21 protein-coding genes and 1 pseudogene are annotated in these 23,277 nt (G+C 51.5%); 17 read left to right on the top strand and 5 right to left on the bottom strand.

Annotation, left to right across the window (positions count from 1 at the left end; translation table 11 throughout):
- The first annotated feature begins 405 nt into the window (after positions 1–405).
- From ABEA66_RS08565 to ABEA66_RS08510, 12 genes and pseudogenes are all read left to right on the top strand, one after another.
- Positions 406–2,238 (top strand): polysaccharide biosynthesis protein, encoded by a 1,833-nt coding sequence (locus tag ABEA66_RS08565; RefSeq protein ID WP_345587221.1) that lies wholly within the window; start codon positions 406–408, stop codon positions 2,236–2,238.
- Positions 2,239–2,256: 18 nt separating this feature from the next.
- Positions 2,257–3,132, top strand: coding sequence for a UTP--glucose-1-phosphate uridylyltransferase GalU (galU, locus tag ABEA66_RS08560; RefSeq protein WP_192703832.1), 876 nt, complete (start codon positions 2,257–2,259; stop codon positions 3,130–3,132).
- Between the two features lie 9 nt (positions 3,133–3,141).
- Positions 3,142–4,296 carry a glycosyltransferase family 4 protein gene (locus tag ABEA66_RS08555; RefSeq protein ID WP_345587220.1) on the top strand — a complete coding sequence of 385 codons (1,155 nt, stop codon included), beginning with the start codon at positions 3,142–3,144 and terminating at the stop codon, positions 4,294–4,296.
- The gene (locus tag ABEA66_RS08550; protein ID WP_345587219.1) at positions 4,281–5,393 is read left to right on the top strand and encodes a glycosyltransferase family 1 protein; all 1,113 of its coding nucleotides are present in this window, start codon (positions 4,281–4,283) and stop codon (positions 5,391–5,393) included. Before ABEA66_RS08555 ends, ABEA66_RS08550 begins: the two co-directional genes overlap by 16 nt.
- A 5-nt stretch (positions 5,394–5,398) precedes the next feature.
- Complete coding sequence (locus ABEA66_RS08545) at positions 5,399–6,283, top strand: glycosyltransferase family 2 protein (protein WP_079912277.1); 885 nt, start codon at positions 5,399–5,401, stop codon at positions 6,281–6,283.
- A 22-nt stretch (positions 6,284–6,305) separates the two neighbouring features.
- Positions 6,306–7,373 carry an EpsG family protein gene (locus ABEA66_RS08540; protein WP_079912121.1) on the top strand — a complete coding sequence of 356 codons (1,068 nt, stop codon included), beginning with the start codon at positions 6,306–6,308 and terminating at the stop codon, positions 7,371–7,373.
- Between the two features lie 13 nt (positions 7,374–7,386).
- Positions 7,387–8,403: pseudogene (galE, locus tag ABEA66_RS08535) on the top strand (UDP-glucose 4-epimerase GalE); the annotation flags it as partial.
- A 100-nt stretch (positions 8,404–8,503) separates the two neighbouring features.
- Positions 8,504–8,650 carry a YwzD family small protein gene (locus tag ABEA66_RS08530; protein ID WP_179136099.1) on the top strand — a complete coding sequence of 49 codons (147 nt, stop codon included), beginning with the start codon at positions 8,504–8,506 and terminating at the stop codon, positions 8,648–8,650.
- 165 nt (positions 8,651–8,815) lie between these two features.
- Entirely contained in the window at positions 8,816–9,412 is a 597-nt protein-coding gene (locus tag ABEA66_RS08525; protein ID WP_345587218.1) for a sugar transferase, read from the top strand.
- Positions 9,413–9,429: 17 nt separating this feature from the next.
- On the top strand, positions 9,430–10,107 hold the full coding sequence (locus ABEA66_RS08520; protein WP_345587217.1) for an acetyltransferase: 678 nt from the start codon (positions 9,430–9,432) through the stop codon (positions 10,105–10,107).
- Positions 10,100–11,290 carry an aminotransferase class I/II-fold pyridoxal phosphate-dependent enzyme gene (locus tag ABEA66_RS08515; protein WP_079912125.1) on the top strand — a complete coding sequence of 397 codons (1,191 nt, stop codon included), beginning with the start codon at positions 10,100–10,102 and terminating at the stop codon, positions 11,288–11,290. The genes ABEA66_RS08520 and ABEA66_RS08515 overlap by 8 nt, the downstream gene beginning before the upstream one ends.
- A 601-nt stretch (positions 11,291–11,891) precedes the next feature.
- Positions 11,892–12,242, top strand: coding sequence for a helix-turn-helix domain-containing protein (locus ABEA66_RS08510; protein WP_345587216.1), 351 nt, complete (start codon positions 11,892–11,894; stop codon positions 12,240–12,242).
- A gap of 482 nt (positions 12,243–12,724) precedes the next feature.
- On the opposite strand, the gene ABEA66_RS08505 is transcribed toward ABEA66_RS08510, so the two are convergent.
- The 3 genes from ABEA66_RS08505 to ABEA66_RS08495 all read right to left on the bottom strand — a co-directional run bounded on the left by ABEA66_RS08505 (position 12,725) and on the right by ABEA66_RS08495 (position 14,708).
- Positions 12,725–12,931, bottom strand: coding sequence for an anti-repressor SinI family protein (locus tag ABEA66_RS08505; RefSeq protein ID WP_079912127.1), 207 nt, complete (start codon positions 12,929–12,931; stop codon positions 12,725–12,727).
- Between the two features lie 221 nt (positions 12,932–13,152).
- Positions 13,153–13,995 carry a 1,4-dihydroxy-6-naphtoate synthase gene (locus ABEA66_RS08500; protein ID WP_079912128.1) on the bottom strand — a complete coding sequence of 281 codons (843 nt, stop codon included), beginning with the start codon at positions 13,993–13,995 and terminating at the stop codon, positions 13,153–13,155.
- A complete protein-coding gene (locus tag ABEA66_RS08495) occupies positions 13,995–14,708 on the bottom strand; it encodes a futalosine hydrolase (RefSeq protein WP_345587215.1) in 714 nt (237 codons plus the stop codon). Before ABEA66_RS08495 ends, ABEA66_RS08500 begins: the two co-directional genes overlap by 1 nt.
- A 203-nt stretch (positions 14,709–14,911) precedes the next feature.
- Here ABEA66_RS08495 and ABEA66_RS08490 point away from each other — a divergent pair, with 203 nt between their 5' ends.
- Together ABEA66_RS08490 and ABEA66_RS08485 are read left to right on the top strand one after the other, a co-directional pair.
- A complete protein-coding gene (locus ABEA66_RS08490; RefSeq protein ID WP_079912130.1) occupies positions 14,912–15,646 on the top strand; it encodes an NAD-dependent protein deacylase in 735 nt (244 codons plus the stop codon).
- Between the two features lie 189 nt (positions 15,647–15,835).
- On the top strand, positions 15,836–16,720 hold the full coding sequence (locus tag ABEA66_RS08485; protein WP_345587214.1) for an HD domain-containing protein: 885 nt from the start codon (positions 15,836–15,838) through the stop codon (positions 16,718–16,720).
- 114 nt (positions 16,721–16,834) lie between these two features.
- Here the strand turns inward: ABEA66_RS08485 and ABEA66_RS08480 are convergent, their stop codons facing one another.
- On the bottom strand, positions 16,835–17,662 hold the full coding sequence (locus tag ABEA66_RS08480; protein ID WP_345587213.1) for a WYL domain-containing protein: 828 nt from the start codon (positions 17,660–17,662) through the stop codon (positions 16,835–16,837).
- The gene (locus ABEA66_RS08475; RefSeq protein ID WP_345587212.1) at positions 17,649–18,962 is read right to left on the bottom strand and encodes a helix-turn-helix transcriptional regulator; all 1,314 of its coding nucleotides are present in this window, start codon (positions 18,960–18,962) and stop codon (positions 17,649–17,651) included. Before ABEA66_RS08475 ends, ABEA66_RS08480 begins: the two co-directional genes overlap by 14 nt.
- Positions 18,963–19,179: 217 nt before the next feature.
- Here ABEA66_RS08475 and ABEA66_RS08470 point away from each other — a divergent pair, with 217 nt between their 5' ends.
- From ABEA66_RS08470 to ABEA66_RS08460, 3 genes are all read left to right on the top strand, one after another.
- On the top strand, positions 19,180–19,992 hold the full coding sequence (locus tag ABEA66_RS08470) for a nucleotidyltransferase domain-containing protein (protein WP_345587211.1): 813 nt from the start codon (positions 19,180–19,182) through the stop codon (positions 19,990–19,992).
- Between the two features lie 222 nt (positions 19,993–20,214).
- Positions 20,215–22,491: a polysaccharide lyase 6 family protein gene (locus ABEA66_RS08465; RefSeq protein WP_345587210.1), complete on the top strand. Its 2,277-nt coding sequence runs from the start codon at positions 20,215–20,217 to the stop codon at positions 22,489–22,491.
- A 214-nt stretch (positions 22,492–22,705) separates the two neighbouring features.
- On the top strand, positions 22,706–23,275 hold the full coding sequence (locus ABEA66_RS08460) for an RNA 2'-phosphotransferase (protein WP_079912136.1): 570 nt from the start codon (positions 22,706–22,708) through the stop codon (positions 23,273–23,275).
- Positions 23,276–23,277: the final 2 nt, after the last annotated feature.

The raw sequence follows: 23,277 nt of genomic DNA, 5'->3' as shown, positions 1-23,277 counted from the left end.
TTTATAAAGAACTAGAATGAAGGTACTGAGCACTAACTTAGTGGAAAAAGTTCGCTCCTTTTTTTTGCTTCGATTGTTCTTTATAAAGAATTTACAAACAAAATTATTCTTGTTCAAGAACGTAATGATGGTAATTCATAAAATCCTCCTCCTTTTTACCTGCTTCATAAGAACTATAATCATTTCGACAAAATATACAGCATGAAGACTTAGCAGTGTCATATTTCATGAGAAATTCTTTTTTTTTGAAGTGTTGTTCTTTATAAAGAACAACCTCTTTGCGGGACGGAATCCCTCGATGTTATCGAACGCGGCGCACGTTCCAGTCCGACATTAGAGGGTTTAAATATAAGGTCTTTCTTCAAGGACCTTATACTTAAGTACTTTATTGGGAGGGTGAAGTTGTTGTCATACCATCAAAGGCTGTCGTTATTAATTATGGTTGATTCGGCCATCGTATTGACGGCTATATTCTTCAGCCGTTTTTTGCTGGAAGCCGACCTTCATGTCATTACGCTTCCGCTGGTCGTCAGTTCTATCACACTTCTGCTCAGTCATCATGTGTTTTCCATGATTTATAAAATGTATAAAAAAGCCTGGGAGTATGCGAGCGTCGGGGAATTGGTATGTATCGTCAAGGCGGTGACATTATCGATTATTACCACAGCCTTCATCCAGGAGATGATCGTGCAGGATATTTATGTCCGGCTGCTTGCGGTCACGTGGATGGTTCACATCTTATTAATCGGAGGCTCGCGTTTTTGCTGGCGGCTGATCCGGGGCATTTATATTAAAAACGATGTGAACAAGAAGCGTACGCTCATCATCGGAGCTGGATCGGCAGGCGTGATGGTTGCCAGACAGCTGGTTAAAAATCACGACGTGGAGCTTTTGCCGGTAGCCTTCATCGACGACAATCCGAACCTTCAGCATTTGGACATTCTGGGCATTCCCGTTGTCGGGGGCATCGACCAAATCGAAAAAGCGGTGGAAGAGCTTCATATCGACAACATTGTCATCGCCATCCCTTCCCTTGGCAAAAAGGGGCTTAACAACATCTTCAGGGAATGTGCGAAGACGTCGGCCAAGACGCAAATCCTGCCGATGCTTGAGGATATCGTAACCGGTAAATTATCAGTAAGCCAGTTCCGCGATGTTCAGGTCGAGGATCTGCTCGGCAGGGAACCAATTGAGCTCGATATCGACAGCATCTCGGGATACGTTACCCAGAAGAGGGTGCTGGTCACGGGGGCAGGCGGTTCGATCGGATCGGAAATTTGCCGTCAAATCACCCGCTTTCATCCAAGTCAATTGATTCTTCTGGGCCATGGAGAGAACAGTATTTACTCGATCGAGATGGAGCTTCGCGATCTGTGCGGCAACACAGACATTAAGTTCGTGACGGAAATAGCGGATATTCAGGATGCCGTCAAAATGATGAGCATTATGAACAAATACCGACCCCAGGTGGTCTATCATGCCGCTGCCCATAAACATGTGCCGTTAATGGAACGGAATCCGGAGGAAGCGGTCAAAAACAACGTCATCGGGACCTTAAACGTAGCCAAAGCGGCCAGCAAGTTCGGTGTCGGTACGTTTGTCATGATTTCAACGGATAAGGCCGTGAATCCTACCAGCGTCATGGGAGCTACGAAGCGGCTGGCGGAAATGATCATCCAGCACATGGATATGAGCAGCGAGACCAAGTTCGTCGCCGTTCGGTTCGGCAATGTGCTGGGCAGCCGTGGCAGCGTCATTCCGCGGTTTAAGCAGCAGATTGAAAAGGGCGGGCCGGTATCGGTAACCCATCCCGATATGATCCGATACTTTATGACCATACCGGAGGCTTCCCGTCTGGTTATTCAAGCGGGGGCGTTGGCCAAGGGAGGCGAAATCTTCGTTCTCGATATGGGAGAGCCGGTTAAGATCGTCGATCTGGCGAGAAATTTGATCAAGCTCTCAGGTCATTCCACCGACGACATCGAAATCGTCTTTACAGGAATAAGACCCGGCGAGAAGCTGTTCGAGGAGCTGCTGCAGGCTAACGAGGTCGAGGAGCGGCAGGTCTACCCCAAAATTTATATCGGCAAAACATCGGATTTGTACATAGAAGAAATACGGAAGGTCATTGCAAGCTATACGACGCTGGAGGGAACTGCGCTACGGGAGCAGCTGCTGAATCTGGCTAACGGCAGAGTGATGCCGGCACCTACCAAGAAATTAATTTCGATAGGTTAAGAAGGAGCGGATAAACGGATGAAGGTAAGAAAAGCTATTATTCCGGCGGCTGGCCTCGGCACCCGGTTTCTCCCGGCAACCAAGGCAATGCCCAAGGAAATGCTGCCGATAGTAGATAAACCGACGATTCAATACATTGTGGAAGAAGCCATAGAGTCCGGCATAGAGGACATCATTATCGTAACCGGCAAAGGCAAACGGGCGATTGAGGATCATTTCGACAGCTCCTTTGAGCTGGAGCAGAACCTGCTGGAGAAGCAAAAGTTCGACCTGCTGAACGAAGTGCAGAAGTCGGCGAACGTCGACATCCACTATATTCGCCAGAAGGAGCCGAAAGGCTTGGGGCATGCGATATGGTGCGCCCGCAAGTTTGTTGGCGACGAACCGTTCGCAGTTCTGCTCGGGGACGATATTGTCCGTGCGGATAAGCCTTGCCTGAAGCAAATGATGGAGCTCTACGATCATTACCGGGCCTCAATCATAGGGGTCAAGCATGTATCCGATGACGAGGTATCCCGTTACGGCATTGTTGACGGCAATCAGATGGATGAACGCTTTTATAAAGTGAAGCATCTGGTCGAGAAGCCGAAGAAGGAATTCGCACCGTCGAACCTGGCCATTATGGGGCGGTATATATTAAGCCCGCGCATTTTCGAGATTTTAAGCAGTCAGGAACCGGGAGCCGGATCGGAGATTCAGCTTACGGACGGCATTGCGGAGCTGAACCGGCAGGAGGCGGTTTATGCCTACGAGTTCCACGGAACAAGGCATGATGTAGGGGAAAAAATGGGCTTTATCCAAACGACCATTGAATTTGCGCTCCAGCGGGATGATTTGCGCTATGATCTGCTGAACTATTTGTCCCGCGTGCTGGAGAAAGAGCTGATTAAATAGGTGACCGACATGACCCGAAAAGTGTTATTTTGCGCCACGGTGGACTATCACTTTAAGGCTTTTCATTTGCCTTATATGAGCTGGTTCAAGGAACAGGGCTGGGAGGTCCATGTCGCTGCCAACGGTCAGCTGGAGCTGCCATATGTAGATGAAAAGTTCGATATCCCTTTCGAACGCTCCCCCTTTAAGGCGGGCAACCGGAAGGTCTTTCATCAATTGAGAACGATTATTGAGGAGCACCAATACGATATCATCCACTGTCACACCCCAATGGGAGGCGTTCTTGCCCGGCTGGCGGCCCGGAGGGTGCGCAAGCAGGGAACGAAGGTGCTGTATACGGCACACGGCTTTCACTTTTGCAAGGGGGGGCCGCTGCTTCATTGGCTGCTGTATTACCCGATTGAGAAATGGTTATCCCATTACACGGACTGCTTGATCACCATTAATGAAGAGGATTACCGATTAGCGACGAGTCATCGGTTTAAGGCCAACCGGATTGATCACGTCCATGGGGTGGGGGTCAATACCGAGCGCTTCCAGCCTTTGGCCGAACCTGCCAAGCACGATGCCCGAAGGGCTATGGGGTATGATCCGGAAGACACGCTGATGTTTTACGCAGCTGAGTTCAATAAGAACAAGAATCAGCAGTATCTTATTCAGGCGCTGGCCTTGATTCAGGAGCAAGCCCCCGGAACACGGCTGCTGCTGGCAGGCGAAGGCGCTTTGAAGGAAACGTGCCGGGAGCTGGCGACTCGTCTCGGGATTGCTGACAAGGTGCATTTTCTCGGATATCGGACGGATATCGATAAGCTTCTCCCCCTCTGTGATATTGCCGTCGCATCAAGTGCCCGTGAAGGCCTGCCGGTTAATATTATGGAGGCGATGGCCTGCGGACTCCCCGTCATTGCGACGGATAATAGGGGCCACAGAGAGCTGGTACATAACGATGTGAACGGGTGGATTGTAGATCCGCACGATTACAGGGCCATGGCGGAACGAATGACGGCTTTGGCCTTGAGCAAGCCGCTGCAGCATAAGCTCGGTACAGCCGGCCGCGAAATGATTGTGGCGAGCTACTCCATCCATAGGGTGCTCGATGAGAAACGCAGGATTTACACTTCATTTATGAATGAAAAGGGGGAGATATTGTGGGCGATCCCCTAAGAATTTTGCACGTAGTCGTCAATATGAATCGCGGCGGGGCCGAAACGCTGCTCATGAATATGTACCGGAATATAGACCGGACGAAGGTCCAGTTCGATTTTCTAACCTGCAGGGAAGGGGCCTTTGACCCGGAAATAGAAGCTCTGGGCGGAAGGGTGCATCGGATCCCTTACTTGACCGAGGTAGGCCACTCCGGGTACATCAAGGCGCTGGATCAATTCTTTGCCTCCCATCCCGAGTACCGAGTCGTCCATTCTCACATGGACAAGATGAGCGGCTTCGTTCTCCGGTCGGCGAAGAAGGCCGGTATTCCGGCACGCATCGCCCATAGCCATAGCACAAGGAGTGAGGGCGGGATTGCCGCCAGAGCCTATAAATGGGCTTCGGGTCAGCTGATTCGCCCTTGTGCGACCCATCTGCTGGCCTGCTCGGGCAAGGCTGCCGCATGGTTATTTCCGAATAAGGACCGGCAGGTTGCAATTCTGAAGAACGGCATAGAGTCCGAACGCTTTGCCTTTTCTACGGAGGTTCGGTCGGAAGTAAGGGAGGAGCTTCGGCTCCAGGCGGACGATTTTGTTATCGGACATGTAGGCCGCTTCTCCGCACCGAAGAATCATTCGTTTCTGGTTGAAATCTTCGCCCGATTCCATCAGGAGCGTCCGAATTCGGTTCTTGTGCTGGCAGGCGACGGTCCGTTAAGGACCGGGATCGAGGAGAAAGTAAAAGAGCTGGGGCTGGAGCGGAGAGTAAAGTTTCTTGGAGTAAGGAGCGATATCGCCAGACTGCTGCAGGGCTTCGATATCTTTGTATTTCCCTCCTTGCACGAAGGGCTGCCGGTTACGCTTGTCGAGGCACAGGGAGCTGGACTGCCTTGCGTCATCTCCGACGTGATTACCCGGGAAGTGGATATGGGGTTGTCCTTGGTGGACTATGTGTCCCTTAACCAGCCGTTGGAGTCATGGGTTCAAGCCCTCGGGGACCGTATGGTGAAGCCTGTATCCCGCCGTATCCCGCAGCATTCGTTAACGGAGCACGGATATGATATCCGGACGACGGCCCGATGGGCGGAACAATATTACTTCTCGATAGCGAGGTGATGGGATTGAAGGCACTGACGGTGTTTACGCCCACCTATAACCGTGCGTACTGTCTTCCCGTTTGCTACGAGAGCTTGAAGCGGCAAACGTCGAAGGATTTTGTATGGCTTATCATAGACGACGGATCCAGCGATGGGACCCGGGATTTGGTCCAGGGCTGGATAGATGAGAATGAAATCGAAATCCGGTATCATTGGCAGGAAAATCAGGGCATGCACGGGGCGCATAACACCGCCTATGAACTGATTGATACCGAGCTTAACGTGTGTATCGATTCGGATGATTATATGCCGGACGATGCGGTAGAGAAGATCATTACCTTCTGGGACCGTTACGGCAGCGATAAAGTCAGCGGAATCATCGGGCTTGATGCTTATACCGACGGCCGGATTGTCGGGTCCCGGTTACCGGAGCAGCTGAGGCTCTCCTCCCTGTTCGAGCTGTACAACAAGCACGGGGTAACCGGCGATAAGAAGCTGGTCTACCGGACCGAATTAACTAGGCAATACCCGTACCCTTTGTTCAAGAATGAGAACTACGTAGGGCTTGCCTACAAATATTACATGCTGGACCAGCAGTATGAGATGCTGCTTATGAATGAGGTGCTCTGCTGCATCGAATATTTGCCGGACGGGTCCTCGAGGAACATGCTGAGACAGTACCGCAGGAACCCGCAGGGCTTCGCTTTTTACCGCAAAGAGCTGATGAAGCTGCCTTTCGCCGGCAGGCTCTTTAAGTTCAAACAGTCGATACATTATGTATCGAGCAGCTTTCTTTCCAGAAACCGGAGGTTTATTAGCGAGACCCCCTGCAAGCTGCTGACGTTAGCGGCGATTCCGTTCGGCTTCCTGCTTTATTGCTACGTATTGAGAAAAACAAGAACCTCCTAACCGTACGAAGGGAAGGCAGCTCATGGCCATACTTTGGATCAATTTATTTTCCGTCTACGCCGTCTCCCTGTTTTCGAGAGCAATAGCCAAGCCGTCTCCTATAGGGCCGGTGTACATAAAGCCGAATAAGCTGATGGCCTTTGTCGTCATTGTCATTTTTGTGATGATCTCGGGTCTTCGTAATAACATTGGCGATACCTTCTATTACATGCATTCGTATGTCGTCGACCCCTACACATGGGATTACGTCATTTCCAAAAAGGACATCGGCTTCGGGATTTTCCAGATGATTTTAAAAATGTATACGTCAAATCCCCAGGCCCTTGTTTTTATTACAGCTTTAATAACCAACGCGCTTATTGTCATGGTGATGTATAAGTATTCCCGGTTGTTCGAGCTGAGCATCTATATTTATATCACTTCGGGCTTGTACGTCGTATCGATGAATGGGATTCGTCAATTTTTGGCCGGCGCGATCATCTTTGCCGCTACCAAGTATTTGTTTAACGGAAGCTGGCTGAAGTATATGCTGGTCATTTTATTCGCTTCCACCATTCATCAAAGCGCGTTAATCCTGATACCGATTTATTTCATCGTTAGAAGAAAGGCTTGGACGACGACGACCTTTACCATGCTGGCTGTGGCCATCCTGATGGTGCTTGGCTACAACCAATTGTCCGATGCCATCTTCTCGGCCATTGAGGAGACCCAATACGGCAATTATAAGGATTTCAATGAAGGAGGCGCCAACCTTCTCAGGGTTGCGGTTCAAGGGGTCCCTATTCTTCTTGCTTATATGGGAAGGGAAAAGCTGAGACAAATATTTCCGGAAAGCGATTATGTCGTCAATATGTCGCTGCTGGGCCTCGTATTCATGATTATTGCTACACAGAACTGGATCTTTGCCCGCTTTATCATCTATTTCGGCTTGTACAACGTCATCCTGATGTCCTGGATTGTCAAGGTGTTTACTAAAGAGAGTCAACGGATCATCTATTACGCAATCATCCTCTGTTACTTCATTTATTTCTACTATGAAAATGTTGTAGTCCTGAATCTTTTGTATCGAAGCGATTATATCAGTTTTTAGGAGGGCGGAGCAGTTGGCTGTACTTATTACAGGCGGTTCCGGCTACATCGGTAGCCATACTTGTGTGGAATTATTGAATGCCGGATATGAAATCATCGTGGTGGATAACCTGGCGAACAGCCATATGGAATCACTCCAACGGGTGAGGTTTATTACCGGCAAGGATTTCAAATTTTATCAAATCGATTTGATGGATCAGGAAAGGCTGGACCGGGTATTTGCGCAAAATGAGATCGAAGCGGTCATCCACTTCGCCGGACTTAAGGCCGTCGGGGAATCGGTTCGGCTGCCCCTTCGTTACTACGACAATAACATCACCGGGACCCTGGCGCTGTGCAAGGTGATGGAAAGCTACGGGGTGAAGCGGTTGGTGTTCAGCTCCTCCGCTACCGTCTACGGATTGCAGGAGCGGGTGCCGATCTCCGAGGAGCTGCCGCTTAGCGCCACGAATCCGTACGGGCGGACGAAGCTGATGATTGAGGAAATTTTAAGGGACTTGTACCATTCGGATTCCAAGTGGAGCATAGCGCTGCTTCGCTATTTCAATCCGGTAGGAGCCCATAAAAGCGGCCGGATCGGGGAGGACCCGAACGGGGTCCCGAACAATCTGATGCCGTACATTACCCAGGTGGCGGTAGGCAGGCTCAAAGAGCTGCAGGTCTACGGGAACGACTACCCGACGCCGGACGGAACAGGGGTCAGAGATTACATTCACGCGGTGGATCTGGCGCAAGGGCATTTGAAGGCGCTGGATAGAGTAAACGCGACCACTGGTGTAGACGCCTATAATCTTGGAACCGGCCGCGGTTACAGTGTGTTGGAGATGGTAGCCGCCTTCGAGAAGGTGACCGGCAGGAGCATTCCTTATCGGATTACGGCACGGCGTCCCGGAGATATCGGACTCTGCTATGCCGATCCGCGCAAGGCCGAGCGCGAGCTGGGCTGGGTCGCCAAGCTGGGCCTGGAGGACATGTGCCGGGACGCATGGCGCTGGCAGGTCAACAATCCCAACGGCTACGCCGGACATGAGGGTGTTCTGACCGGGATCGGTGCCAACGGGGATCCGCAGCTGCTTCATCATGGCGCATGGAATGATGCTTCCGCACATCTGGTAAAAGAGGTTTTGTAATATGAAGCTTTCCGAACTGACTCAGCAGCAAATGAAGGAAATTATGCTTAGGGCTTATCATAGGGGCAATGAAGCGGAACATTTGGGTGTGAAGGAATTCATCGAGGAAATCAAAGAGCAAATTTTATCCGCCGTAAGGGGAAAATGATTTGCGGCATTGCCTCACATGGATCAGCTCCGTTGAAGGACTGCCAATGGCTGGTTGCCATAGATGGTCAAGCATTGGCTGCATCGCTGTTAAGCGGAATTATATCGTATAGAGGCTGGAACGCAGCCATATATTTCAGTTGAAAGGGTAGGAGCATGATAATCGATGAAACGATCGTTTGACTTGCTGGTTTCAATCTCACTGCTGCTGGTATTCAGTCCGGTCATTGGAGTCGTAGCGGTTCTGGTGAGATGGAAATTGGGTTCGCCCGTTGTCTTCGCGCAGCAGCGTCCGGGGCTGCACGGCAAGCCGTTTTACTTGTATAAGTTCCGGACGATGACGGATGCGACGGATGCTGAGGGAAATTTGTTGTCCGATGCGGTGAGATTGACGCCATTCGGTCAATTCTTAAGGAAGTACAGTCTGGATGAGATGCTGCAGCTGGTCAATGTGGTCAAAGGGGACATAAGTCTGGTCGGCCCCCGCCCGCTGCTGATGGACTATTTGCCATTGTATACGGAAGAACAGGCCCGCAGACATGAAGTCAGACCGGGAATAACCGGATGGGCCCAGGTGAATGGACGCAATGCGATTTCCTGGGAAGAGAAGTTTCAGTTGGACCTGTGGTATGTGGAGCATCAAAGCTTCCTTCTCGATCTCAAAATATTGCTGCTGACTATAAAAAAAGTGCTGAAGCCCGAGGGCATCAGCCATGGAAGCCATGTCACGATGGAACGGTTCACAGGTTCCAAATTTTCATGAAACGGGCGTGTTGAAGCATGGAGCTTGCCGTCATCGGCGAGGGTGGACATAGTAAAGTCATTATGGACATCATTCGAAGTCATAATGGTAAGGTGAAGGCGATTCTGGACGATAAGTACGAGCAGCTTGCATGCTTTGAAGACGGTATGTACAGAGGGCCTGTAGCTTCGGCAACTGAATTGCTGAGCCAAAACGACCAATTGAGATTTGTTATCGCTATAGGGAGCAATCAGGTCAGAAAAACGATTGCCGCTTCGCTCGATTTTTCGGAGGATCGCTTCGCTTCACTGATTCACCCTTCCGCGGTGGTTAGTCCCAGCGTGAAGATAGGCCGCGGTACGGTTGTTATGGCTCAATGCACAATTAACGCGGACGCCGTCGTCGGCAATCATTCGATTATCAATACAGGGGCTATAGTAGAGCATGACAGCCGGGTATCGGATTTTGCGCATATCGCACCGCGTGCCACGTTGACGGGGGCTGTGACCGTACGGGAAGGGACACTGATTGGAGCGGGGGCATCTATAATTCCGGGCAAATGGATAGGCGAATGGTCCATTATAGGTGCGGGTTCGACGGTGATCAGTGACATTCCCGCGTTCAGTACGGCGGTGGGAAGTCCTGCTAGAGTAACACGCTGCAATGAAATAAGCGACATATTCCCGAGAAAGGACGTGATCCTCCACAATGAGTAAGGATAAACCAAGAATTTATTTGTCCGCTCCCCATATGAGCGAGAACGAAATTAAATATATTCAGGATGCTTTCGATACAAATTGGATCGCTCCATTAGGACCGCATGTCGATGCGTTCGAGAAGGAGCTTGCCGCCTATGTCGGCGTCAGAGATGCCGCAGCCGTCATTTCGGGAACGGCGGCCATCCATTTGGCCTTGCGATTGATCGGCATCAAGGAAGGAGACACGGTATTCTGCTCCAGTCTCACCTTCGTAGCCAGCGCCAATCCGATTGTGTATCTGGGAGCCGTTCCGGTATTCATCGATTCCGAGCCGGAAACGTGGAACATGTCTCCTCAAGCGCTTGAACGGGCTCTTGAGGATGCGGCGAAGGAAGGCAGCCTGCCAAAAGCAGTCATTGTCGTCAACTTGTACGGGCAAAGCGCCAAGATGGATGAAATCGTCGCGCTCTGCAATCGCTACAGCATCCCGGTCATTGAGGATGCGGCGGAATCGCTCGGTTCGACATACAAGGGCAGAGCTAGCGGAACCTTTGGTAAGTACGGTGTCTATTCTTTTAACGGCAATAAGATTATTACTACCTCCGGCGGAGGAATGCTGGTTTCTAACGATATCGAGGCGCTGCAGCACGCCCGTTTCCTGGCTACGCAAGCAAGAGATCAGGCAGCGCATTACCAGCATAGCCAGATGGGCTACAACTACCGCATGAGCAATGTGCTGGCCGGCATCGGAAGAGCACAGCTGGAGGTTTTGAGCGATCGGGTCGAAGCAAGAAGAGCGATCTTCGAGCGATATTATTTGGAGCTGTCCCATTTGCCCGGTATCCGGTTCATGCCGGAGATGGACCAAACCCGTTCGAACCGCTGGCTAACCGTATTAACGCTGGACCCGGACGAAGCTGGGGTAACCGTCAGCCAGCTGCTGGCGGCGCTGACGGAAGAGAACATCGAAGCCCGGCCGGTATGGAAGCCGCTCCATATGCAGCCGTTGTTTGAGGGATGTAAGTACTATAGGCACGGAGAGCAAGAGAGTGTCTCCGAGCAGCTATTCGCTTCAGGCTTATGTCTTCCGTCCGGTTCCAGAATGACCGCGGAAGAGCAGCAAAGAGTGATCGAATGTATCAAGAAGGCTATAGCGTCGGCTGCCAGGACTGCTGTATTGGAGAAAGCGGCAAGCAGCTAACAGCCGGACGACTTAAGTTTGAGTTCATGATGCCTCGCCATCCGGTAATAATGCGCTTTCAATTGCATGTCGAGACAATCCTTATAGAGAGTGCAATGGTAAGCATGCATCACTTGATGGTAAACATATTGTGCCTTTTTCCATGTTCCCGTTAGCAGCGAATACATAACGCACGACCCCCTTTTATAAAAATTTATGTAGGTTCATGCCGATGTATTCAGCTTCTGGCGGGAATGGTTAGAGGGCTGCAGGTTCATTGAAGGGAAGTCATTGGGGGAGGTGAATCGTCAACGACGGTACAAGCCGGTTGGCAGCAAGCATGAAGACGGATCAGGATAAGAATAGTAAGCGCTTTAATCCGAAAACGGATATTTTGTGGAGGAAAGATTCTGCAGCGGGGAAGGTAGAGGAGCGTCCGAAAAGTGAAAGCAAAGACTCCTGTCATCGCTATTGCAAGAATTTTACCAGGTTTAAAAGGACTATGTGGAGTAAGGAGCGGAAGGTCATAACATGGGGGGTTAATGTTGGATGATGAGCATTGAGGGTGTGATGCGGGAACAGCAGGAAAGCTTATGTGCAGCGTTATGGAGTGATAGAGACCATGATCGGTAATAATATATCCTCCATACGAAAACAAAGGGGTTTTACTTTATCCGAGCTTTCGGAGCGGACCGGTATTTCCAAATCGTATTTAAGCAATATTGAACGTAATCTGAAGCAAAATCCTTCTATACATGTCATGGAGAAAATAGCTTCCGTACTAAAGGTCGATCTCAAGACCCTGCTCAAAATAGCGACGGACGCGGAGATTAAACAGCATCCTGATAAAGAGTGGCTTGATTTCATTAGTGAATTGAAAAATTCGGGTATCGAAAAAGAACGCATACATGAGTACAAAATTGTGATTGAATTTATGAAATGGCACAACGAAAAAAACAAGTTTAACCAGTAGGGGTTGGTTCAGGTGGATCGGGTTAGCTGCCTTATTGACCGCCATCTTTTAGTTCACCACCATATAAATGTTTACCGGCGGGTACGCCAGGGTGCCTATCCAGCGTATGACCGGCCTGACAGAGTACAATGCCTATGCAGTGAATGCGCCTGCACCGGGCATAGTCTTTGGCATGCCGGGTTTTGCGCTTCTCCGGACTATCAGCAGGCCTTGCATCGGCTGCACATAACCGGGAACTGTGCTTGCGGCTTCGCTCGACGAGCAGCACCTATCCTTGGTACCGTGCAGGGCGCCTGTGCTTCAGGGAGCATCCCCTGATATCTATGGAAGCATTGCCGGCTCCGGCAGCTCTGTTGGTCAAGGCCAGCCGTGACAAGGGGATGAAAAACGGCAAAAGCCCCGAAGCGGGGCTTAATGACCACAACCGTATGTATAGGATTCCGAGATCATCGGAAGTGAACATTCGTTTTTTTGCTATATGCTTATTTGGCTTCGAGGTATTCGTGCGCTTCGACCGGAGCGTAGCTTTTCATTGACGGGTGCAAGGATAGCTCGAAGTGACCCGGGTTTCTCAAGAAAGTCCGAATGGCCTCGGCACTGAGTCCCTGCTTGCGAGCCGTCCTGATAAGGTCGGTCCACTCTCGATCCAGTTCTTCCATATTCATCAGGTTTACAATACTCCCATTCACAGGTAACCCCTCCATCGCTCGTTTGATACAAAATGTATCCATGGATGTATTATTACACGTTTTACCAGTGAAATCAATCCCTTAAACATAAAAAATATACACATCGTATCAAAGAGGAATTGAGAAACCGCCTGTAGGCATTCAAGCCGCCAAGAAAATCCCAACAGCTTCAACGCCTGCAGGCGGTTTAACATAACGATACGATCAGGGCTCCCGCGAAATTACAAACGGAGGGAGGCGAGATCGAACTCGGGAACCAGTCCTTCTTGAGCAGCGCGGCTTAACAAGGCATAGACCGCTCCATAACCGTCCTCACCCAAATTGGCTGTGAATTCATTGACATACAGATTGATGTGGGCTTGAGCTACGTCCGGGTCCATCTCCTGTGCGTGGCTTAAGATATACTCCTTGGAAACATCCGGATGCGCCCATGCGTATTCGACGGATGCCCTTGTCCATGCAGCGATTGACGCCAGGTCCAGCGAACGGCGGGCGATGATCGCCCCAAGCGGAATCGGAAGCTTGGTGTCCGATTCCCACCAGCTGCCCAAATCGGTCAGAAGGCTTAACCCGTAGGATGGGTAGGTGAATCTTGCTTCATGAATCACAAGGCCAGCATCAATATGGCCGTCACGTACGGCCGGCATAATTTCGTGGAACGGCATCACGATGATTTCCCCGACGCCGCCGGGTACGTTTTGTGCGGCCCATAGCCGGAACAGCAGATAAGCGGTAGACCGCTCGCTCGGTACGGCAACTTTTTTACCCGACAATACGGCCGGGTCCTGGGCAGCCGATACGTTATTTCGGGTCAGCACCAAGGGGCCGCAGCCTCTTCCAAGAGCTCCCCCGCATGGGAGCAAAGCGTATTCCGACATGACCCAGGGCAGGGCAGCGTAAGACACCTTCAGTACTTCCGGTCCGCTGCCGCTTGCAGCCAGACCATTCGTAATATCGATGTCGGCGTAGGTAACCTCCAGCTTAGGCGCACCTGGGACCAGCCCGTGAACCCAGGCGTGGAATACAAAGGTGTCGTTAGGACACGGTGAAAATGCGATTTTCATCATAATACCTCCATTAAGACTGTACTTGCTGCTTCCAATGATTGGAGCGCGTCTCCGATTCTCCAAGCGGCTTTATCCCGCGGGCCAACGGCGTTGGAAATAGAACGGATTTCGAGGACGGGAATTCCGACTTTGTGCGCGGCCGCTGCTATGCCGAAGCCCTCCATGCCCTCTGCGGCAGCGCCGGGTATACGCGAAGCCAGCTCTTCAGCCGATTCCGCCGTGCCTGTAACGGTCGATAAGGTAAGCACAGGAGCGGAGACGGCCTGCAGACCCGCGCTGCGCAATGCGCTGGTAACCGGCTCGACGAGCTCTGTGGCTGCCGCAATGCGGGAGCTTCCGAAGCCCAGCTCGTCCAGGCTGAGAAAACCGTCCGGCGTCTGTGCGCCAAGGTCGGCTGCGACAATCTCGCTTGCCACGACCAAAGAGCCGATTTCGGCTTGTCCTTTAAAGCCGCCTGCGATTCCCGCACAGACTACGAGATCGTAGGCTTCATTCGCTGTTGCCAATAGGGTCGCTGTCGTCACGGCGGCTTCTACAGGCCCGACGCCTGCGGACCTGACGTCAAAGCGGGGATTCCCGCGAAGCCCCCTTACCACAGCGTCCCTTTCCGCATCGACCGCGGTCATGATAAGGATCCGGCGGCTGCCGGTAAGCGATCCTGCACCTGTACCGGCCGATTCCGCCGCTTCCTTGCTGTAATCTGTACTCATAAGGTGAATCTCCTTTGATTTCTTTGTCCATGAAAGCCTCTATATCTCATTATAGTACTCTTCCGGCTGTATGACCAATGATCCTCTGAACGGGTGGATCGAAGCTGCTATGAATCTTATTTGGCAAGATTGCGTATAGAATAGGAATATGGCTTTTTTGACTTGCAAGGAATGCCAAACGATCACTAAGTGGAGTGGATGAAATGGACCTTCATCAATTAAAAAGCGTTATAGCGGAAAGCAATAATATTGTATTTTTCGGCGGAGCGGGCGTCTCGACGGAGAGCAGCATTCCGGATTTTCGCTCGGCATCCGGACTGTATCAGGAGAAGGAACGCTTCCCTTACCCTCCGGAGACGATGCTGAGCCGCAGCTTTTTTATGGAGCATACAGAACTGTTCTTCGACTTTTACAGATCCCGGATGATTTATCAGGATGCAGAGCCCAACGCCGCTCATAAGGCTTTGGCACAGCTCGAGCAGGCAGGGAAGCTTCGGGCGGTCATTACGCAAAACATCGATGGGCTTCACCAGGCGGCAGGCAGCCAAAAGGTACTGGAGCTTCATGGCTCCGTCCATCGAAATTATTGCATGAAATGCGGCACATTTTATCCATTGCAACATATGGTTAGTTGTGGCGATTCCGTGCCCAAGTGCGAGGGATGCGGCGGCACGGTGAAGCCGGACGTCGTGCTGTACGAGGAACCGCTTGATCATGAAGTGGTGGAGCAGGCGGCCGATTACATAGCCCATGCGGATATTCTGATCGTTGGCGGCACGTCATTGACGGTCAATCCGGCGGCTGGACTCATCCGATACTACGGCGGTAATCATCTTGCGCTGATCAACCGCTCGGAAACAGCCTACGACCGTCGTGCCGATTACTTGATACATGACAGCATTGGGAAGGTCTTGACGGAGCTTGTGGAGGGAATTTGATCAAGCTATCAGGAGGCTGGTATCGTTAAGGATTTATTCTCACGATAGCAGCTTAACGGCCGGCTTGTCCTTGGTTTTCACCTTTTAAAGAGGTACAATGTAAGGAATCAGGATGAAGGCGGAAGGACAAACCTTGTTCAGCCGTTGGAGTCCCTGATGGATCTTATTCGCAGAGGAGGCAGGAATGCATTGTCATCTATCATAGACAGAGCAATCGAGTTCGCGGCAAGAGCCCACCGGGGGCAGGTACGCAAAGGGACCGATATTCCCTATGTTTCACATCCTTTTGCGGTAGGAATGATTTTGCAGGAGGCTCGATGCAAGCCCGAGGTCATAGCGGCAGGCATTCTGCACGACACCTTGGAGGATACCGAGACCACTTACGAGGATCTGCACCGTCTATTCGGAGCTCAGGTGGCGGATATTGTGCTGGGGTGCTCGGAGCCGGATAAGTCGCTGTCCTGGGAGGAACGCAAGGAGCATACGATCCAATATTTGAAAACAGCGCCCAGGCCGATCCGTATGGTCGCCTGTGCGGATAAGCTGCATAATGTCCGCAGCACGATAAGAGCGATGGAGGCGGAGGGAGAATCCGTCTGGAAACGGTTCAAGAGGGGCAAGGAGCAGCAAACCTGGTACTATCGTCAACTGATCGAAAGCCTCGGCTATGAGTCCGGCTTCCCTCTGCTTACGCTGCTGGAGCAAGAGATTGAGGCATTGTTCGGAAGCGGGCGGAGCGAAGGCACGGTAAGGGCGGAGATCGATAACGAACGTATCGATGCCTTATTCACCAGCATCTATAAGCCTGCCGGAGAGCATTCCGAGCAAGCCGGGGAGCTTCAGATCCAATCCCTGCTGGACGAGATTCTAACGCTTCGGGATCGCATTCGGCATGAGGATGAGCCGTTTCAAGCCATGGCTGAATATCTTGCTGAGAGGGGCGTACAGTTCGAGCATTCCGAGGGCTCGGAGCTGGTCATCGCCTTCTGCGCGGCGCTTAAGCAAAAGCTTGGCTGGTACAACTACGAGGTGTACGAGCATTTTCGGAGAAACTGGAAAAAAGGCAGCTTTTAGTAAGCATAAGCCGCCTCCTCCACCATCATTTGTTATCATTCCTACCCATTCCTCCCCGAATGGTTTCCTAACGCGCTTCTTCTCCGCGGGACCATCCGGATTGCAGTCTCGCAGTCATTGAAGATCGTCGGACTGTGGCTCTTCCAAAGGCCGGTACCGGTCCAATGCCTTCGTCGCTGTTTCCAGCATGCGCCGCTGCAGCTTGCCGCTCTCAACAACGCGTACTCTTTTCCCGAGAAAACGGATTTTGGAAAGGATCGTCTCACTCTCATCACTAGGAAATGTAAGGGTGATACGATAAGTATCGGATTCTGCGTCGTAAGCGACTTCCTTGTCAAAGCAGGAAAAGGCGTAAAGAATTCGCGAAAGCTCCTTATTATACGCCTGCACCACCTCGATCAGGGCCGTTTCCCTGCGCGATTCGAGAAGGGCAGATATCCGCTCGTTCAGCCTCTCCGCTTCCTCGTCCGGGAAGGGCACTTCGACAGCCGACAGGATGTGCTGAAGCTTCGTGGACATGAAGGCCCGCTTGTTCAAATGATGCCAGAGAAGATACCATTCCCGCTTGACCATCGAATATTCCAGCTTAAAGGGAAAGCCGAGCTGCTCATGAAAGGAACGCCCGTCTTTGACCTGAAACGTGATAGAAAGAGCGTTCCTGTTCATGATAACCCGTCGAAGAAGGCGAAGCATCGGATGGTAGACCTGCTTTTCCACATTTTTGGCCTTCTCTATCAAAGCGCCGGCAAAGTCCAGCTCAGGCTCTTGCTCCAGCATACGCCCGAGCTTTTCCCTGGTTGACGGCATGAAGGCGTCGGATGCGCCGGGGTGCTCCAGCATGTTTTTCAGCCATGCCCTCTCCTGGGCCGTAACGGTGAAGGTGCCGGAATCCTCGAGGCGGGAGATGATTTGGTAATTGAACATTTTCTCAAACAGATTCATAGTAGCTTAGGATCTCCTTCCATTCCTCAATCATTTCGTTACGGAAATAGAGCGGCTCCAGCACTTCGCAGCTGGACCCGAAGCTGCGCAGCCAAGGCTTGATTTCGGTTGTCCCGTTCACCTCGATCTCATAGAGGAACGACGTATCGTCTTCTTCCGTTATCCGCCCCCACTGGCCCTGCAGAAGCACCCTTTCCTTCACAAAATTGCTCTTCGAGTTCTCCGGGTGATAGAACCGGGCTTTGACCGTCACTCGGCGTCCGGTATCGATGAGCCAGCTGTAACGGATTTGCTCCTCCAGGCCTTTTTGCTTAAGAGCGAAGAGCTCCTCCGACACCGACTCTCCCTCCTCGATCTGAGTGATTCCCTCCATCCGGTATTTTTTCAAGGTGTGTTTGACGGTACTGCCCAGCAGATACCATCGTCCGTATTGATGGTCGTAGACGATTTTGATCGGCAGAACCAGCTCTTGTTTGCCTGCCGTCTCCCGCTCGAACAAAGGATTCGTATTTTTGGAGGCGTAGCTTTTATGCGATTTGGGAGAAAAATAGATGAAGCTGACAAACCGCCGCTCCCGTATCGCTTGAAGCAAGGTGTGAAAATGCGCCTCATCCAGAATGCGTGAAGGGTAATGATATTTATATAAAAAGGGCATGACAAAAGGAACAGCGTTATCCGCCTGCAGCAGCGCTTTCTTCAGCACGTCCCTCAGCAAATATCCTTGAACTGAGGGCACCTGGGTGTTGGACATCACATCCGCAAAGTCGTATAAATCGACAAGCTCGTCGTAAGTAAGCTCCTTCAGCAAATCATCCTGGAGACGGTAGCGGTAGGGGCGTCCCCCAGCCTCTCTGCGTATGACCCCGACTTCCTCCAGATACTTGAGGTCGGAGCGGAGCGTCTTTTCGTCGGGCAGCGGCAGGTCCGCCGGCATTTGTTCAGTGCACAGGTCCAGCAGCGCCATGGCCGTCATCGGCTCCTGCTGCATCGCCGTAAGGAGCAGGGAAAGCCGGTACGTCTCCGAGTCCTTCAGAGACTTGGCTCTATACAGGAACAGCAGCATAGGATCTGCCGATTCGTAATAATTGAAGCGCAGTGCCTGGGCGAACTCCTTGCTTTGCTCCTGCGGAAGCTGTTGATACATGGTTTGGACAATGGCCTTAAGGCGCCGTATCGTTTTATCATAGGTATGAACGGAAATGCCGAGACGTTCGGCGAATTGCTGCCGGTTGTAGGCGCCGCTCGTCAGCACAAGCATGCGCAGAAACTGGATTTCTTTATCGAAGCTTTCTTTGGCCATGAGGGATCCTCCGTTGATGTCAGGCTATTCTATCATTGTAACAGGGGAAGGGGAGGGTGAAAATGGAAAAAATCCGGTCGCCATACTTCCGCCGTGTTCATTGACCGCCAAATGAGCGATACTAGGAACAAGAAAAAGACCGGGGCCTTAAAAGAGGCGTTCGAACGAGGCGTCCTGGTCTTCCATACTTTTTATATCGGATGGGAGGGACTACAGGATGATCGAGTCCTCTATAAGACAGCAAATCCAGGATGAGCTTAAGCTCATCGAACAGAAGGAGCAGGTACGCATCCTGTTCGCCTGTGAATCCGGCAGCCGCGCGTGGGGCTTCCCGTCCAGGGATAGCGATTATGACGTCCGGTTTCTCTATATCCGGCCTGTTGACTGGTATTTATCTATATTTGATAAAAGAGATGTAATCGAGCGGCCCATCAGCAGCATGCTCGATATCAACGGTTGGGATATCAAGAAGGCATTGAACCTGTTCCGTAAATCGAACCCACCCTTGCTTGAATGGCTTCAATCCCCAATCATTTATTACGAGAGCTACACGATAGCCAAGCAAATCCGCAGCCTTTCGCCGCTCACGTTTTCACCTAAGTCCTGCCTGTATCATTACCTCCATATGGCGAAGCGGAATTACAGGGACTATTTGCAGGGAGAGCAGGTGAAGCTCAAAAAATATTTTTACGTGCTTCGCCCGATTCTAGCTTGTCAATGGATTGAGCGGGCAGGGACGATGCCTCCGATGGAATTCGGTTCCTTGGTGAGAGAGCTGATACCGGGGGGCAGCGAGTTGGACAGAGCGATTCAGACATTGGTCGAGCGCAAGACATCCGGAGAGGAGCTGGATCTGGAGCCGAGAATCGGTCCGATCAACTCGTTTTTGGAGCAGCAGATCGGGCATTTTGAGCAATCGGCTAGAGGGATGAGCGATTCGGCGGCAGAAAGGGATCAGCAGCTGGATGATCTGTTCCGGGCCGCTTTGAAGGAAGTTTGGGGAGTCGCCGGGCAGGAGTATAGCGACTGAAGGGATATTACGAAAGGATGGGAAGAGGATCATCCGCTAATGGGGCTATAGCGCCAAAGTGAAGGGTGACCCCTTCCTTTTCTACTCACGGAAGGTGAATATTCTACATATAAATGTGAATTTACGACATTGCGATTGAAAGCGCATACAAATATAGTGAAGAGGACTGCGGCTTTTAGCATAACCCGCGTTGCCCATTTGATCAAAGAAGGGATGGATATTGTGCCTAAAAAGAAGTTTGTATTGCCATTCGTTTGCGCGTGTATGCTGGCTTTTCCCGGTGGAACGGTTCCGGCCCTGTCGGCTCCTGCTGAGACTGCGAGTTTGGCCGGTGAGGTCCAAGCCGTATACGTTGCCACCCCGTCAGAGCTTAACGCCGCTATCGCCGGTGCTGTAGAAGGAACGGTGATCGTTCTTGCGGACGGAACGTACGCAGATACGGCTTTTCCCATTGCGGGGAAAAGCGGAAGCGAATCGAAGCCTATTGTGATCCGGGCGGCCCACCAAGGACAAGCTGTCATAGCGGGCAGCAGTTACTTTAATGTAGACAAGTCTTCTTATGTAACGATTCAAGGATTAAAGTTTATTCAAGACGCCACCACGATTCCCGCCGCCGTCAGGCTGACGAATTCCGATCATATTCGTCTGACGCGGAATACTTTCGCCTTGACTCAGCCGTATAACAAGAACGGATACAAGTGGGTTTCACTGGAAGGGGCGAGCAGCCATCATAACCGCATCGATCATAATGATTTCGGACCCCGGTCCGATCTGGGTCAGATGATTGCCTTTCAAGGCAGCGTCATGTCCAAGTATGATGTCATCGAATACAACTATTTCCACGATTCGCTGGCTCAGCCTGTGAACGGGGGCGAGACGATTCGTGCAGGCCTGTCCGGCTTATCCATGACGGAGGGCTTCGCTACGATACAGTACAATGTATTCGATAATGTCGACAGCGACGATGAAATTGTTTCGGTGAAAAGCTCCGGCAACACGGTTCGATACAACACGTTTCTGAACAGCAAGGGGCAGGTGACCTCACGTCATGGCATGAATAACAGCTTCTACGGCAACTATTTTCGTGGGGACGGGGTTAAGGCCGGAGTAGGAGGGTTTCGGATTTATGGCAACGACCATAAAATTTATAACAACTACATGCAAAATCTGACCCATTTTCCTATCGATATCGATTCCGGCGATTTCGACGCCGGGCCGGATGGAAGCAGCTATACGAGCGGAGATTTGTCCAAGCATTGGCGGGTGTACCGTGCACTCGTAGTTAACAATACTATCGTGGACAGCGCCAACGGCATTACGATCGGAAGAAAATACGATAAGGACAAGCCTCCCGTGGACAGCCGGGTTGCCAATAATATCGTAAGAAATTCGAAGGGCACGCTGTACAACGAAAGATTGAAATCCAACACGGTGTTTGAAGGCAATATCGGCTTCGGAGCCGTCCTAAGCAATGAACCTCACGCCCCGAACGAGATTCTGAATATCGATCCGTCGCTTACGGAAGCGGACGGGCTGTGGAAGCTCTCTTCCTCCAGCCCTGCGATAGGGGCAGGCGCAGGCGGCTATCCGTTCGTCACGGACGACTTTGACGGGCAGCCCCGGGAAGCTTATGACGTGGGAGCCGATGAGTATTCCGCCGCGCCGGTCTTACGCAAAGCACTCACTCCGGACGACGTAGGTCCCTATGCTATGACAATCGCTAACGCAGAGGGAAGAGGAACGAACGGATGGTATACGACCGACGTTACGGTGGCGTTAAATGTCCCGGATGCCGATTATGGCGCTGTGTCGACTAGGTACCGCATCGACTCTCAGGCAGACTGGGCGCCCTATACGACTCCCGTAGTCCTGAAGGAGGAAGGGAAGCATACGCTGTATTACCGTTCCGTCGATGCCGCCGGCAATGAAGAGCCGGTCAAATCTTTGGCTATCCCTATAGATAAGTCAGCACCGGTCTATCAGCTCTCAGTCAACGGTACGCCTGTATCGAGTACGGCGTCGTTTTCCGACGACCAGCCGGTCTTGACGCTGAAGCTGCAGGCTCAGGACGCCTTGTCCGGCTTGGCGAAGCAGTCCTTCACCGTAACCGGTGTAACCTATGAATCGCAGGGGGTTATCGATTTCGCCGGGTTATGGGGTGAGCAAAGTATTAAGGTCCGTGTCGAGGACTTGGCAGGAAATCGCCGGGAGGAAGCCGTAACGTTCAGGCTTGTACCGACCTTGTCGACATTAACGGCGAAGCTGGAGCGGTATGAGGCTTCAGCGGAGCTGGAAGATCCCCTGGCGGGGCAGCTGCGGAACGCTTTGAAGCAGGCGCAGCATCACAAGGATAAGGGATCGGCGAAGCAGGCTATCAAATTTCTGGAAGAGATGCTGAAGCATATGGACAATAAAGCGCTGGCAGGGCATATTTCCGTCCCCGCTAAACAGGATCTGACAAGCTATGTGGAAGCATTGAGAGCAGAATGGTCTAAGTAAGGGTTATGAGCTGCGTGAGGGATATCTCCTTGCGCAGCTTTTTTGCCCTCATAGCGTTATAAGCTTTCCAAGGGCATAGGATGCAGCGGAGCGGCGCGAGTTAGATCGTTATACTTAAATTTTACCATTTCTTTTCGCTTGGAATCGGTATAATAAGAATCATCAGATTTGTGGAGACAAATTCAAGGTTAAGTTATGTAAGGAAGTGAAGTAAATGCATCAGCAAAAGTCGGAAATCAGCCTGAGCAAATTTATGACGAGGCTGCTTCGGCATACGCCGGAGAGCCATGGCCTGAAGCTGGATCCGGAGGATGGCTCGTGTCCGTTCGATCAACTGGTTGCGGTCATTCAAGCAGAGCCGCGCTGGAGACGGGTAACGGCAGAGGACATAAGAACGGTAGTAGCCAATTCGGATAAACAGCGGTTCGAAATCCGCGGCGACCGGATCAGAGCCAGATACGGCCATAGTCACGATAAGGTTCAATATACTCCCGGCACGCCGCCGTCCGTATTATATCACGGAACGAATACAGAAGCTTTGCCTTCCATTCTGCGTGAAGGGCTCCGTCCGATGAACCGGAAGTACGTTCATTTGTCGGAGGGAACTCATTTTGCTGCCATGGCTGGAAGCCGCCGAGGTGAGCTTGTCATACTGACGATAGATACGGGCAAGGCGGAGTCTGAGGGCGTCGTATTTTATTATGCCGGCAATGAAGTATGGCTCGCAGATGCCGTGCCGGCTTCATGCTTTAAGGCTCTTGACGGCAAGGAGAGGGAAGGATAAGA

This window comes from Paenibacillus vulneris, from assembly GCF_039543185.1.
Lineage (GTDB): Bacteria > Bacillota > Bacilli > Paenibacillales > NBRC-103111 > Paenibacillus_S > Paenibacillus_S vulneris.
Note: the sequence above shows the minus strand (reverse complement) of the source record. Positions and strands in the feature narration are given on the sequence as shown.